Annotated in this window: 8 protein-coding genes; 4 read left to right on the top strand and 4 right to left on the bottom strand. The window is 63.9% G+C overall.

Annotation, left to right across the window (positions count from 1 at the left end; all coding sequences use genetic code 11):
• Window positions 1-5: 5 nt before the first annotated feature.
• Window positions 6-2,474 (bottom strand): glycogen/starch/alpha-glucan phosphorylase, encoded by a 2,469-nt coding sequence (locus K426_RS12060; protein WP_066557352.1) that lies wholly within the window; start codon window positions 2,472-2,474, stop codon window positions 6-8.
• Window positions 2,475-2,573: 99 nt separating this feature from the next.
• The gene (locus tag K426_RS12055; protein WP_237229780.1) at window positions 2,574-3,788 is read right to left on the bottom strand and encodes a serine hydrolase domain-containing protein; all 1,215 of its coding nucleotides are present in this window, start codon (window positions 3,786-3,788) and stop codon (window positions 2,574-2,576) included.
• 140 nt (window positions 3,789-3,928) lie between these two features.
• On the opposite strand from K426_RS12055, the gene K426_RS12050 reads away from it, so the two are divergent.
• From K426_RS12050 to K426_RS12035, 4 genes are all read left to right on the top strand, one after another.
• Window positions 3,929-4,441 carry an RNA polymerase sigma factor gene (locus tag K426_RS12050; protein WP_066557350.1) on the top strand — a complete coding sequence of 171 codons (513 nt, stop codon included), beginning with the start codon at window positions 3,929-3,931 and terminating at the stop codon, window positions 4,439-4,441.
• Window positions 4,442-4,496: 55 nt separating this feature from the next.
• Window positions 4,497-5,426: a FecR family protein gene (locus K426_RS12045; protein ID WP_066557347.1), complete on the top strand. Its 930-nt coding sequence runs from the start codon at window positions 4,497-4,499 to the stop codon at window positions 5,424-5,426.
• Entirely contained in the window at window positions 5,410-7,854 is a 2,445-nt protein-coding gene (locus K426_RS12040; protein ID WP_066557344.1) for a TonB-dependent receptor domain-containing protein, read from the top strand. Before K426_RS12045 ends, K426_RS12040 begins: the two co-directional genes overlap by 17 nt.
• 98 nt (window positions 7,855-7,952) lie before the next feature.
• Window positions 7,953-11,162 carry an autotransporter outer membrane beta-barrel domain-containing protein gene (locus K426_RS12035; protein WP_066557341.1) on the top strand — a complete coding sequence of 1,070 codons (3,210 nt, stop codon included), beginning with the start codon at window positions 7,953-7,955 and terminating at the stop codon, window positions 11,160-11,162.
• Between the two features lie 193 nt (window positions 11,163-11,355).
• Here the strand turns inward: K426_RS12035 and K426_RS12030 are convergent, their stop codons facing one another.
• A complete protein-coding gene (locus K426_RS12030; protein WP_066557338.1) occupies window positions 11,356-12,240 on the bottom strand; it encodes a hypothetical protein in 885 nt (294 codons plus the stop codon).
• 53 nt (window positions 12,241-12,293) lie between these two features.
• On the bottom strand, window positions 12,294-13,796 hold the full coding sequence (gene gatB / locus K426_RS12025; RefSeq protein WP_066557335.1) for an Asp-tRNA(Asn)/Glu-tRNA(Gln) amidotransferase subunit GatB: 1,503 nt from the start codon (window positions 13,794-13,796) through the stop codon (window positions 12,294-12,296).
• Window positions 13,797-13,807: the final 11 nt, after the last annotated feature.

Genomic DNA, 13,807 nt, shown 5'->3' with positions numbered 1-13,807 from the left:
TCCCCTCAAACCGGCACTTTCCAGATGTCGGTCGCATATTCTCTTATCGTGCGATCGGATGAAAACCATCCCATCCGCGCAACATTGTGGATCGCCTTTTTCGCCCAGAGCGCCTGATCCTGCCACATCGCATCCACGCGCCGCTGGGCGGAGGAATAGCTGTCGAAATCGGCCGCCACCATGAACCAGTCATGATCGTAAATGCCCTGCACCAGATCCTTGTAGCGATCCGGATCGTCCGGCGAAAAGACGCCGCCCGCAATCGCGTCCAGCGCCTGCCCGAGTTCCCGGCTCTGGCCGATGACGTCGCGGGGATGATAGCCCTGGGCGCGCCGCTCGTTCACCTGAGCGGCGGTCAGGCCGAAGATCACGATATTCTCGTCACCCACATGATCGCGCATCTCGACATTGGCGCCGTCCAGCGTGCCGATGGTAAGCGCGCCATTGACCGCGAACTTCATATTGCCGGTGCCCGACGCCTCCATGCCCGCCGTCGAAATCTGCTCCGACAGGTCCGCCGCCGGGATCATCACTTCGGCAAGACTGACATTGTAATTGGGCACGAACTGTAGCTTCAGCAGCCCCTGCACGGCGGGATCGTGATTGACCGCCCGCGCCACGTCGCCCGCCAGCTTTATGATCAGCTTGGCATTATGATAGCTGGGTGCCGCCTTGCCGCCGAACAGCTTGACCCTGGGCACCCAGTTCTTTTCCGGATGCGACCGGATCTGGTCGTAGAGCGAAACCGCCTCGATGATATTGAGCAACTGCCGCTTATATTCATGGATGCGCTTGATCTGGATGTCGAACAAAGCCGCCGGATCGATCCGGGCATTCACCCGCTGCCGCAGCAGATCGGACAGCGCCACCTTGTTGGCGCGCTTCACGGCCAGGAATTTCTCCTGGAAACCACTGTCTTCCGCGAACGGATCGAGGTCGCGCAGCGCTTCAGGATCATCCATGAAGCGGTCGCCTATCGCCTCGCGGATCAACTCGAACAGGCCATGATTGCACTGCATCAGCCAGCGGCGGAACGTCACGCCATTGGTCTTGTTGTTGATCCGCGTCGGATAGAGTTGATGGAAGTCGGCAAAGACCGTCTCCTTCATCAACTCTGTATGCAGTGCCGACACGCCGTTGACGCTGTGCGATCCGGCAAAGGCCAGATTGCCCATGCGCACCCGACGCTCGCCGCCTTCATCGATGAGGGAAATGGCACCGATCGACCGATCGTCGAACTTGCCGGACCGCCGCGCCTCACCCAGCAGACGGCTGTTCACCGCATAGATGATCTGCATGTGCCGGGGCAGAAGCCGCTCGAACAGCGGCACCGGCCAGCTTTCCAGCGCCTCCGGCAGCAGCGTGTGATTGGTGTAGCTGAACGTCTGGCGCGTGATGTCCCACGCCTCGTCGAAATCGAGGCCGTGATTGTCGAGTAGCAGCCGCATCAGCTCCGCCACGGCGACCGCCGGATGCGTGTCGTTAAGCTGGATCGCTGCCTTGTCCGACAGGGTCCGTACGTCACCGAAATATTGGATATGCCGCCGTATGATGTCCTGCAAGGAGGCGGAGGAGAAGAAATATTCCTGCCGCAGCCGCAATTCCTGCCCTGCCGGCGAACTGTCGGCCGGATACAGCACCCGCGTCAGCGACTCTGCCCGGTTGCTTTCCGTCAGCGCGCCCAGATGGTCGCCCGCGTTGAAACGGTCGAGCAGGATCGGGTCGATCGGCTGCGCTTCCCAGAGGCGCAACGTGTTGACGCGCTTGCCCCGCCAACCCGCGATCGGCGTGTCATAGGGCGTCGCGATCACCCGTTCGGCGGGCCGCCAGCGCATCTGGTGCGGGCTGGCATCCTCATTTTCCGATGGATCGACCCGGCCGCCAAAGCCGATTTCGTAACTCGCCTCGCGCCGTTCGAACTCCCAGGGATTGCCGTGGGTCAGCCAGGTTTCGGGCAGTTCCACCTGCCAGCCGTCGGAAATCTCCTGCCGGAACATGCCGTTCACATAACGGATGCCATAGCCATAGGCGGGCACGTCGACCGTCGCCATGCTTTCCATGAAACAGGCCGCCAGCCGCCCCAGGCCGCCATTGCCCAGCGCTGCGTCCGGCTCCAGCGCGGCGATGATGTCGATGTCGACGCCCAGCGAACTCAGCGCCACCTGCATGTCGTCCAGCATTTCCATGTTGGACGCGGCATCGCGCATCAGGCGGCCGATCAGGAACTCCAGGCTCAGATAATAGACCCGCCGCCCCTGCGCCTCATAGGTTTTTTCGGTGGAGTCGATCCACGCATCGATCACCCGGTCGCGAATGGCCAGAATGACGGCATGCAGCCAGTCATGCGGCTTCGCCGCCGTTGCATTCTTGCCGATGCGATAGGTCAGCCGCTCAACGATCTCATGGGCAAGAACCTCCGGATCGACCTGCCGGGGAGCGGGCTTGGGAAGGGTCGGTTGGCCTTTGAGGTTCATGGCGTGTGCCCCTTTTGCCGTGAGTCCGGGCGGATGATTGCACGGCCCCTGTCCCTCGCCAACAGCAAATTTTGCAGCGCAGCAATCTTAGGGATGATTTCAACGATGATCGATGATCGCGTCGCGAATGCCGCGCCGCAATTCGGCCCGCACCGGATAGGAGCTGGAAGGGAAATGCTGGGTCATGAAGATGCCGATCAGCCGTTCCACCGGATCGATGAAGAAGAAGGTCGAAAACACCCCGCCCCAATAATATTCCTGCGTCCCAAGGTCGATCGCGAAACCCAGCCCGAAACCAACCCCCGCATAGTCCGCTTCACTGAACATGGAGGAGGACAGACTGGCCAAATCCTTGCCCCCCGGCAGATGATTGGCGTGCATCGCCGCCACCGTCTCGGGCTTGAGCAGGCGTACCCCATCCAATTCCCCGCCCCGCAGCAGCATTCGGGCAAAGCGGTGATAATCCGTCGTGCAGGACAGCAGCCCTCCGCCGCCGGAACGCAGCTTCAGTGGCCTGCGCCAGCCGCTGCGCGAACCCCGATCATAGAGCGACAGCGTGCGATCCGTCCCCAATTGCCAGGCATCGGTCATCCGCTCGACGCGATCCTCCGGCAACTCGAAGAAAGTGTCGGCCATGCCCAGCGGATCGAAGATGCGCTCGCGGAAATAGCGCTCCAGATCGAGGCCGCTCAAACGCTCCACAACCACGCCCAGCACATCGGTCGACACCGAATAGTTCCACCGCTCACCCGGCGAAAATTCCAGCGGCAGCGAGGCGAGCGCGGCGATGAACTCATCCGAACTGCGCCTCTGCTGAAATTCGTCGAGGCCAAGGTCGCGGTAACGCGCATCGATCGCCGTCTGCCGCTGCAAGCCATAGGTGAGGCCGGAGCTGTGCCGCAGCAAGTCGACCATCAGCATCGGCCGCTTCATCCGACCCTTGCCGTCGGCGCCAACAGGCAGACCGGCAAATTCAGGCAAGACCTTCGCCACCGGATCATCCAGCGCTACCGCTCCCTGCTCGACCAGCATCATGAACGCCACCGAGGTCACGGGCTTGGTCATGGAAGCGATGCGATACAATGCATCCTCCCGCAAAGGCTCGCCCGTCGCCCGCGCCATGCCGCTGCGGACCGAGACGATCGGCTGATCGTCACGCGATACCAGCAATTGCATATGGGGCAGCTTGCCCGGCGCGACATAGGTTTCATGAACGAAGTCGGCCAGCGCCTGCAATTTCCCGGCATCCATGCCTGCGGTCCGCGCTGCCGCTACGTCCACCTGTCCGCTCACCTGCCCTGGTGCCTGCATCATCCCTCCTGCCGGTCTACCCATCGGCCCTAGAACAGGCGCAGGCGCAGGTAAATGCCAAGCGCCCTCCGCTGCTTGCCCGTTGCAACGCCCCCATCGGCCCTTTATGGCAACCGCCTGATCCCACTGGACGCAAGTTCTTCATGGCTACCGGCCTTTCCGCCATCTTCCTGCGTAATCGCCCCGCGCTGATGCGCTTTTTGCGCGCCCGTGGCGCCGGGGACGAATCCGAAGACCTGTTGCAGGACATGTGGATGAAATTGGAGGAGAAGGATCTGGGTCCGATTGCCGACCCGCTGCCCTATCTCTACCGCATGGCGAACAATCTGATGCTGGACCGCTATCGTTCCGCCACCCGGCGCGGGCGGCGCGAACAGGATTGGGCGGAGGGCGCGGGCGGCGTCATGGCCGATCCCTCGGAAGACATCGCGATCGACGAACGGCTGATCCTCACCGAAAGGCTGGAGGAAGCCCGCGCCGTGCTGCGATCGCTTGGCCCCCGCGTCGAACTCGTGTTCCGCCGCTTCCGCATCGAGGGCGTCGGGCAAAGGCTGATAGCAGAGGAACTGGGCGTCAGCCTGACCACCGTGGAGAAGGATCTGCAAAAGGCCTATCGTGCCATGATCGCCCTCAAGCAGAAAATGGATACGGAATGAGGACCGCGGCGGCGTCTGGCTCAGATGAGGGGCTGAAATGAACGGGGCTGGAACCATGATGAATGAGGAGGCGCTCGGATGGGTCATCCGCACGCGCGATCCTGAATTTGCCGATTGGGAAGCCTTCACCGCATGGCTGGAGGCTGATTCGGCGCGTGCGCCCGTTTACGACGCGCTGATGGCGGCCGATGCCGATCTGGCCGGGATCGTTCCGGCAGAGCCCGTCACCATCGCCACGCCCGCCAATGATGCGGGAAGCCGCGGATGGAGGCCGGTGCGCTGGCTGACTGGTGGCGCGATCGCGGCGGCTTTGGTCGGGGTGGTTTCCGTCGGCCTTCTCAATCGCCCTGACATCTACACCGTCACCACCCGGCCCGGCGAAACCCGCAGCATTGCGCTGGACGATGGCACCCGTGTCGAACTGAACGGCGGCACGACCATGCGCTTCGACCGGCATGATGCGCGCTTCGCGGCGCTCGACAGCGGCGAGGCGGCCTTCACCGTGCGGCATGACGCCGCCAATCCTTTCCGCGTGACCGTGGGCGATGCGCTGTTCGAGGATGCGGGCACCGTCTTCAACATCGTCCACACCGGCAGCGCCACCCGCATCGGCGTGTCGGAAGGCAAGGTGATCTACAATCCGAAGGCCGAGGCGATCGCCCTGCCCGCCGGCCGGGGACTGAGCGAGGACGAGAGCGGCCTGCGCGTCATGGACATCGCCACGGATGCCGTCGCGAGCTGGCGCCAGGGCCGCCTGACCTATGCCAATGCCCCAGTGACGCAGATCAGCGCCGACATCGCCCGTTCGCTGGGGGTCCGGCTCAGCGCCACGCCCGGAGCCGGTGCGGTGCGCTTTACCGGCACGATCCGCCTTGATCGCGATACCGTGCGTTTCTTTGGCCAGGCCGCTCCGCTGATGGGCCTTAGCGCCGTCAAGCAGGGCGACGGATGGCTGTTGAAGGAGGGGGATGGCCCGCCACGCTGACGTCCTTTTCGTCACCGCCCTCGCCATAACGGCCGCTTCGCCTGTGCAAGCGGCGGAAAGACAACAAATCAGCATCGCCTCCGGTCGGCTGGGCGAGGCGGCGATAGCGCTCGGCCGTCAGACAGGCGCGAGCATCGGCATGTCGGATCAGTCGCTCGCCGGGATCGCTACTCCCGCCGTCCATGGCCGCATGTCTGTGGAAGGCGCGCTCAAGCGCCTGCTCAAGGGCAGCGGCGCCAGCATCCGGCGGATCGATGGCAGCACCTACAGGATCGTGCGGGAACGCATGGCGCGCGAGCAGCCTCGCGTCGCCACTACCGTCCCTGCATCGGAAGTCGAGCAGGAACCCGTCGATATCATCGTCACCGCTTCCAAGCGGGACACGCCCCTCCCCCGCTATGCCGGGATGGTCGATGTGGTGAGCGACAATGCCTTTACGGCCGGAGAGGCGGCGGGCGGCACCGCCAGCCTGATCTTCCGCGTGGCGAGCCTCAGTTCTACCCATGCCGGTGCGGGTCGCAACAAGCTGTTCGTCCGCGCCATCGCGGACTCCGGCGTAGCCGGGCCGACCCAGGCGACGACGGGGCAATATCTGGGCGACATGCGGCTCAATTATGCCGCGCCCGACCCGGACCTGAAGCTTTACGACATGCAGGGCGTGGAGGTGCTGGAGGGGCCGCAGGGCACGCTCTATGGCGCCGGTTCGCTGGGCGGCATCATACGCATGATCCCCAATGCCCCCAATCTGGGTCAGGCAGGCGGGCAGATTTCCGCCGGGTTCAGCGCAACGCAGCATGGCGATCCGGGTGGCGATCTGGCCGCGACGATCAACCTGCCCATCGTCACGGAGAAGATCGCGCTGCGCGTCGTCGGCTATGGCGTGCAGGATGGCGGCTATATCGACGATGTCCTGCGCCTCAAGGATGACGTCAACCGCACCCGCACCTATGGCGGCCGTGCGGCGCTGCGGTTCGCGCCGGACGAGAACTGGACCATCGATCTCACCGGCGTCTACCAGCGGATCAAGGCCGACGACGCCCAATATGCCGCCAAGCTGATCGGCAACCTCGAACGCGCCTCCGCCGTCGCTCAGCCCTATTCGTCGGATTATGCGCTCGCCAATCTCAGGGTCGAGCGGCAATGGGACGATCTGCGCTTCGTGTCCTCGACCGGATTCGTGCGCAACATCCTGTCGGAAAGCTATGACGCGACGCAGTATGATCCGGCTGGGCCGGATGGCCCCGCCGCGCTGTTCCGGCAAAGGAACAAGGTCGACATCTTCTCCACTGAAAACCGCATCGTGCGCGATCTGGACAATGGCCTGGGCTGGATATTGGGCGCCTCCTATCTGGAAAGCACGTCGGACATCCAGCGAACGCTGACCTCCTACGGCACGGCCCCCATCCAGTCGGAGGTCATTCCGGGCGTGCCGATGTATGGGCGCGGCATGCCCGCGACCTCCACCGGCGTGCGCAACCGCATCCGGGAGGCGACCCTGTTTGGCGAAGCCTCCTTCGAACCCGTCACGGGCCTGATCGCCACGGTCGGCGGGCGCCTGACCAACAGCCGCCTGACGGGCGAGGCGCTCGACCCCATCGCCATCCTCTCCATGGCGGCGATTGCGCGGGCGGAGGCGCAGGCGAACCGGAACGAAACGATCTTCCTCCCCTCCTTCTCCCTGCTGACCGACGCCTTGCCCGGCATGACGGTCTATGCCCGGTTCCAGCAGGGCTTCCGTCCCGGCGGGCTTGCGGTCGACGACCAGCATATCCAGCGTTTCCGCAACGACCGCGCCTCAACCCTGGAATTCGGCTTCCGCAAGGGCGTGCCGGGCGTCGATGCGGTCGCGCTGACCGGCAATGCCGCCTATACGCGGTGGAAGGACATCCAGGCCGACGTCACGGACCGGATCGGCATCCCCACCACCGCCAATATCGGGGATGGGCGCATCTATACGGTAGAGGGCCGCATCGCCGTCCGCCTCATGCCGCGCCTGACGCTGGACGGCAGCATCATCTATAATGACAGCCGCCTCAGCCGCCCCGCGCAATTCGTGCGGCTGCTCTCCTATGAGGGGCAGTCGCTGACTCTGCCCAATGTCGCCAATCTGGGCGGGCGCATCGGCTTCGACTATCTCGCGCCGGTGGGCAAGGACATGCAATTCCACCTCAGCGGATCGGCGCGCTATGTCGGCAAGTCCCGGCTGGGCGTAGGGCCGATATTGGGGCGGGAACAGGGCGATTATGTCGACACCGCGCTCAGCGCCGCGCTGACGCATGGGACTGTACAATGGTCGCTGTCGGTCTCCAACCTGCTCGATAGCAGCGGCAACCGCTTCTCACTCGGCACACCCTTCGACCTGCGCGGGGATTATGTGACGCCGCTGCGCCCGCGCACCGTCCGACTGGGGCTGGATTTCGCCTTCTGATCTTGCATCGCATTATTTTTATCTGACGGAACAGGCGTTTCAGCGCCGTCTCCCGCGCATAGGCGCTGATCAAAAAGGGCGCACGCAGAGGAGACATCATGCGCAATCTACTGGCCTGCACGGCCATCGCTTCCGTTCTGGCCGCCCTTGCAGTGGCCGACGCGGCGGCGGAAACCACTATCGGTTCCGCTACCACCACCGCCGTCAAGACCTCCACCGCAGCGAATGGCTCGGCCGATGATGTGACGGTCAGCTCCGCAGGCTCGATCACGCTGACGGGCGGCACTACCATCACCCAGGACAGCAACAACAAGGTGAGCAATGCCGGCACGCTGAAGATTTCGAACGCGGACGGCGCGACCGGGATTCTCGCGATGGCGGGGACCAGCGGCAACATCACGCACAGCGGCACGATCACGCTGGACGAGGATTATACCGCCACCGATAGCGACAGCGACGGCGATGTGGACGGCGCCTTCGCCAAGGGGTCGAACCGCAACGGCATCTGGATCCAGTCGGGCGCGGCCCATACAGGCAATATCGACAGCAGCGGCACGATCACGATCGAAGGCAATCAGTCCGCCGGCATCCGCGTCGACGGCCCGCTGGTGGGCAATCTCTCGACCAGCGGCTCCACCAGCGTGATCGGTGACAATGGCTATGGCGTGCGCGCGAATGCGGTCACCGGCAATGTGACGATCCGTGGAACGACCGCCGTGGTGGGTGCCAACAGCGTTGGCGTAGCGCTGCAGGGCGATGTCACCGGGGCAGTCAAGATACAAGGCTCCATCACCAGTACCGGCTATCGTTCGACGTCCCGTCCCACCGACGTTACAAAACTGGACGCGGACGATCTTCTGCAGGGCGGATCGGCGGTGACGATCGCGGGCAATGTCACGGGCGGCGTGATCTTCGACATTCCCCCGACGCTGGACAGCACCAAGCCCGATGTCGACAATGACGGGCTGACCGACGCCAGCGAGGGTTCCGCCACCGTCATCACCTATGGCTCCGCCGCCGCCGTGCGAATCGGATCAGCCGCGAGCGACACGATCATCGGCGCGGTGGCAGCGGAAAGCTCCGGCTATAGCCTAATCGTCAAGGGCTCGATCGCGGGTTACGGCATTTATGACGGCGTCTCCGCAAACGGCCTGGCCATCGGCGGGCTTGGCGGCAATGTGACGCTGGCCAAGGGCATGTTGATCGCGGGATCGGTCGGCGCGGTTTCCTATGACAGCAATGCGACCGCCATCCGGCTGGGCAGCGGCGCGCGCGCCGATACTATCCAGATCAGCGGCACCATCGGCGCAACCGGCTCCAACCTGGCAGGGACGTCGGCGCGTGCGCTGGTGATCGACGCGGGCGCCGTGGGCCGCGCCATCGTCAACAGCGGCACCATCACCGCTACGGCGCTCAGCGCTGAAAAGGGGACGGCCATTGCCATTCTCGATTCTTCGGGCACCGTGTCGACCCTAAGCAATGGCGGCGCCATCACGGCATCGGGCGGCAAGACCGGATCGAACGTCGCCATAGACCTGACCGCCAACAACAGCGGCGTCACCCTGACCCAATCGCTCGCCTCTGCGACGGCGGCCGCGCCGAAGATCACCGGCGACGTGCGGCTTGGGTCGGGCAACGATGTCGTGACCGTCTCCGCAGGCACGATCACAGGCAATGTCGATCTGGGGGCGGGCAGCAACAGCCTGGCGCTGTCCGGCGCCTCCACCCTGGCAGGAAATGTGACGCTGGGCGGGAACGGTTCCAGCCTCGGCCTGGCGGGAAGCGCGCGGATCAATGGCGGAGTGGATTTCGGCGGCAGCGCGTCGACCCTGACCCTGTCCGATACCGCCGCGCTCAACGGCGCGATCAGCAATGCCGCCAACACCGCGGTCATCCTGAATGGCGGCACGCTCAACGCCAGCAACAAGGGCATGGTCGCGCTGGCATCGCTGGCGGTCGGCGGCTCCTCCGTCATCGGCGTCACGATCGACGCGGCCAACGGCACCAACACGCTCTACAATGTCGCCGGGGCCGCGTCCTTCGCCAGCGGTTCGCAGGTCAAGGCGACCCTAACCAGCGTCGTCGGCTCGGAGGGCGATTATGTCATCGTCCGCGCCGGATCACTGAGCGGTACGCCCGCCCTCTCCAGCACGACGCTGATCCCCTATATGTTCAAGGGCGCCATAGCCAGCAACGCGTCGACCGGAGAGGTGACGTTGTCGATCGCCGCCAAGACGGTGTCCGAACTGGGCCTCACCGGATCGCAGGCACGGGCCTATGACGCGATCTTCAACGCGCTCGACAAGGACAGCACCTTCGCCAGCACCTATCTCGCCATCACGGATGGCGACACGCTGAAGGCCGATCTGCAACAGATGCTGCCCGAACATGCGGGCGGCGCGTTCGAGGCGGTGACGGCCGGTTCGCGCGCCACCGCCCGCATCCTGTCCGATCCCGGCGGCATCTATCGCACGGGCGACGGCCATCTGGGCTTCTGGCTGCAACAGGTGGCGTTCGGCAGTTCCAAGAGCGTGGGCGACACCGCTTCCTATGACATCAACGGCTGGGGCGCGAGCTTCGGCGCGGAGTATCTAACGGGAATCGGCGCCTTTGGCGGATCGTTCGCCTATATTCACGGCAGCGATTCTTCGGGCAGCACCAACAATGCGGTTGATTCGGACCAGTTCGAACTGGCGGCGCACTGGCGTGGGGACTTTGGCCCGCTCCAGACCTATGCCCGGCTGTCGGCGGCCCACATCAAATTCGACGGCAGCCGCCATTTCGAAAGCGGCAATGTCGTTCGCACTGCCGACGGCAATTGGACCGGCAAGCTGTTGTCCGCGACGGCGGGCGGCTCCTATGAGATGCGCTTCAATCGCTTCTCCCTGCGCCCGGCGGCCGGCATCGATTATTACCGCCTCAAGGAAGACGGCTATAGCGAAACCGGCGGTGGCGACGCGTTCAACCTGATCGTCGACGGGCGTACCAGCGACGAACTGACCGCCAGCGGCAATGTGACGGTCGGCTATGATTTCGGCAGCCTCAACCGTGAGGACGGCTGGATGCGGTTCGAGCTGGAAGGCGGCCGTCGCCAGATCATCGGCGGATCACTGGGTGACACCACCGCGCATTTCACCGGCGGCGAGGACTTCACCCTGGTGGCCGACAAACGCACCAGCGGCTGGACCGGCCGCGCCCGCCTTATCGGCGGCACCGAGAGTTTCCGCGTCGGCGGCGAATTCGGTGCGGAACAACAACAAAATCACGTCGCCATCTCCTTGCGGGCGACGGTTAACTTCATCCTGTGACGTCTAAGGCGTGATTTCTAACCCGATGGAACATCCACCGGCTCGGGAATGACGACTCTCGAATTGGCGGGCCGCCCCCCACAGACCCTCCCAGGCCCGCCAGTCAGCCATGACATAAACCCGCTCCCACGGGGTCATGGCCTTAAACGGAAGGGGCGCTGCCTCCCCCGGCAGCGCCCCTTTTATTTGCCCTTCAGGGCCGGATCGCGAAATCGAAGATTCTCGCGCCGCCTGTGCCCCCGCCCCACATGCCGGGACCGGAACCAGCGCTGACCGAATAAAGAAAGCCATATTCACCCGCCCCCAGATCCGCCTTGGGCATGACCTTGAACACGCCGGGCGCGACCTGCTCATAATCGAAGGCGATGCGGTCCTTGTCCATCACGCCGGATTTGGCGCCGCCCAGATTCATGCTGCCCACGCGGGTTTCGCGGCGATCCTTCTTCACATCGAACTGGATCAGGCTGAATTCATTGGGCGAAGTGATCGCGGTCGCCGGGCCTGCCAGCCAGAGCGAAGGCGTCCCCGCTTGCGACAGGCTGCGATTGGCCTCGTCGAAATAGAAATAGAAGGTCGGCCGCGCCTTGCCCGAAGCGATCCGGGCGCTGACATTGGGAATGACCGCCTTGATGCTGAGAGAGGCGATGCCGCCGGTAAAGGCATAGCCCAAAATGCCGCCGGTCTTGCTCTGGTTGGAGATGGTGGGGTCGATCCGCGCCATGCGGGCGGTCGAAGCGCCCTCCATCAGCATGTAGATGCCCGATGGATGCGGCACCATCGGATCGGGGGAGTCCGCCGACATCGCCGCCTTGGAAGAGGTGATGCCCTGCGACCCCGCCTCGATCATCGCGGCGATGACGGGGCCGGAAACACCGCTTTTCTTGAGCGCGATCAGATCGTCGGTGGACAGCTTATATTGGGCAGGCGACGCCTTGATCTTCGCGATGACGGCTTCGTCGCCCAGCCCCGCCGTCACCAAAGCCACGACGCTTTCGTTATTGAGCGTTTCGGCTCGCGCTGTCGCGGACAGCGCGCACGCCGCAAGGCAAAGCCCCACAGCCAAAATTCCCCTGTTCATACCACCCCCCAAAAGAAAAAGCCCGGCATCCCCATGCCGGGCTTTCATGTCGCTTAACCCAAGGCCTTTTTGATCAGTTCGTTGACGACCTGCGGATTGGCCTTGCCCTGCATGGCCTTCATCGTCTGGCCGACGAAGAAGCCGAACAGCGCTTCCTTGCCCGCCTTATACTGCTCGACCTTGTCGGCATTGTCGGCAAGGATCTTGGCCACCGCCGCCTCGATCGCGCCAGTGTCGCTGGTCTGCTTCAGGCCCTTTTCCTCGACGATCTTGGGTGCGCAACCGCCGGTTTCGAGCATGATCTCGAACACCTGCTTGGCGATGGTGCCGGAAATGGTGCCGTCCGCGACGAGGGCCAGCAGCTCCGCGCCCTCCTCCGGACCGACAGGGCTGTTTTCCAGCGTCTTGCCCAGACGATTGAGCGCGCCGTAAAGCTCCGACAACAGCCAGTTGGCCGATGCCTTGGCAACTTCGCCCTCACTTTTCTTCTGGATACGCGCGCCTTCGGCCAACAGAGCCTCGAACCAGCGGGCGGTGTCGGCGTCGGCGGTCAGGGTCGCAGCATTATAGGCGCTAAGGCCCAGCGCCTGCTCATAACGCTGACGCTTGACGTCGGGCAGTTCGGGCAGCGACTGGCGGCATTCCTCCAGAAATGCGTCGTCCAATTCCAACGGCAGCAGGTCCGGATCGGGGAAATAGCGATAGTCATGCGCGTCTTCCTTCGACCGCATGGAGCGCGTTTCATTCTTGTCCGGATCGTAGAGGCGGGTTTCCTGCACGATCTTGCCGCCCGCCTCCAGCACGTCGACCTGACGGCTGGCCTCATATTCGACCACCGCCATGACGAAGCGGACGGAGTTGACGTTCTTCGTCTCGGTGCGGGTGCCGAACTCGTGCCCCGGCTTGCGGACCGAGACGTTGACGTCGGCGCGCATTGAGCCCTGATCCATATTGCCGTCGCACGAACCGACATAGCGCAGGATCGTCCGCAACTTCGACAAATAAGCGCCGGCCTCCGCAGGCGAGCGCATGTCGGGCTTCGACACGATTTCCATCAGCGCCACGCCCGAGCGATTGAGGTCGACATAGGAGCGCGTCGGATGCTGGTCGTGCATCAGCTTGCCCGCATCCTGCTCGACATGGATCCGCTCGATGCCGATCCGCTTGGTTTCGGCGTCGGGGTTCTTCTCATCGAGATTGATCTCGATCTCGCCCTCTCCCACCAGCGGATGGTAGAGCTGGCTGATCTGATAGCCCTGTGGCAAGTCCGCGTAGAAGTAGTTCTTCCGGTCGAAACGCGACCATTTGTTGATCTGCGCATTGATCGCCATGCCGGTGCGCACCGCCTGCCGGATGCACTCGCGGTTCAGCACGGGCAGCATGCCGGGCATGGCCGCGTCGACCAGCGACACCTGCGTGTTCGGCTCCGCGCCGAAAGCCGTGGCGGCGCCGGAAAAGAGCTTCGCCTGGCTCGTCACCTGCGCATGGACTTCCAGGCCGATCACGACCTCCCACTCGCCGGTTGCGCCCTGAATGCGATAGGTTGATTCAGTCATCTATGCTTCCG

This window comes from Sphingobium sp. TKS (assembly GCF_001563265.1).
Classification (GTDB): domain Bacteria; phylum Pseudomonadota; class Alphaproteobacteria; order Sphingomonadales; family Sphingomonadaceae; genus Sphingobium.
This window is presented reverse-complemented; position numbering and strand designations above follow the sequence as displayed.

Bases quoted from the DNA above. Each gene is read 5' to 3' on its own strand.
- K426_RS12040 (WP_066557344.1), top strand. From the start codon at position 5,410: ATGGCCCGCCACGCTGACGTCCTTTTCGTCACCGCCCTCGCCATAACG.
- K426_RS12050 (WP_066557350.1), top strand. From the start codon at position 3,929: ATGGCTACCGGCCTTTCCGCCATCTTCCTGCGTAATCGCCCCGCGCTG.
- K426_RS12055 (WP_237229780.1), bottom strand. From the start codon at position 3,788: ATGATGCAGGCACCAGGGCAGGTGAGCGGACAGGTGGACGTAGCGGCA.
- gatB (WP_066557335.1), bottom strand. From the start codon at position 13,796: ATGACTGAATCAACCTATCGCATTCAGGGCGCAACCGGCGAGTGGGAG.
- K426_RS12060 (WP_066557352.1), bottom strand. From the start codon at position 2,474: ATGAACCTCAAAGGCCAACCGACCCTTCCCAAGCCCGCTCCCCGGCAG.
- K426_RS12035 (WP_066557341.1), top strand. From the start codon at position 7,953: ATGCGCAATCTACTGGCCTGCACGGCCATCGCTTCCGTTCTGGCCGCC.
- K426_RS12030 (WP_066557338.1), bottom strand. From the start codon at position 12,240: ATGAACAGGGGAATTTTGGCTGTGGGGCTTTGCCTTGCGGCGTGCGCG.
- K426_RS12045 (WP_066557347.1), top strand. From the start codon at position 4,497: ATGATGAATGAGGAGGCGCTCGGATGGGTCATCCGCACGCGCGATCCT.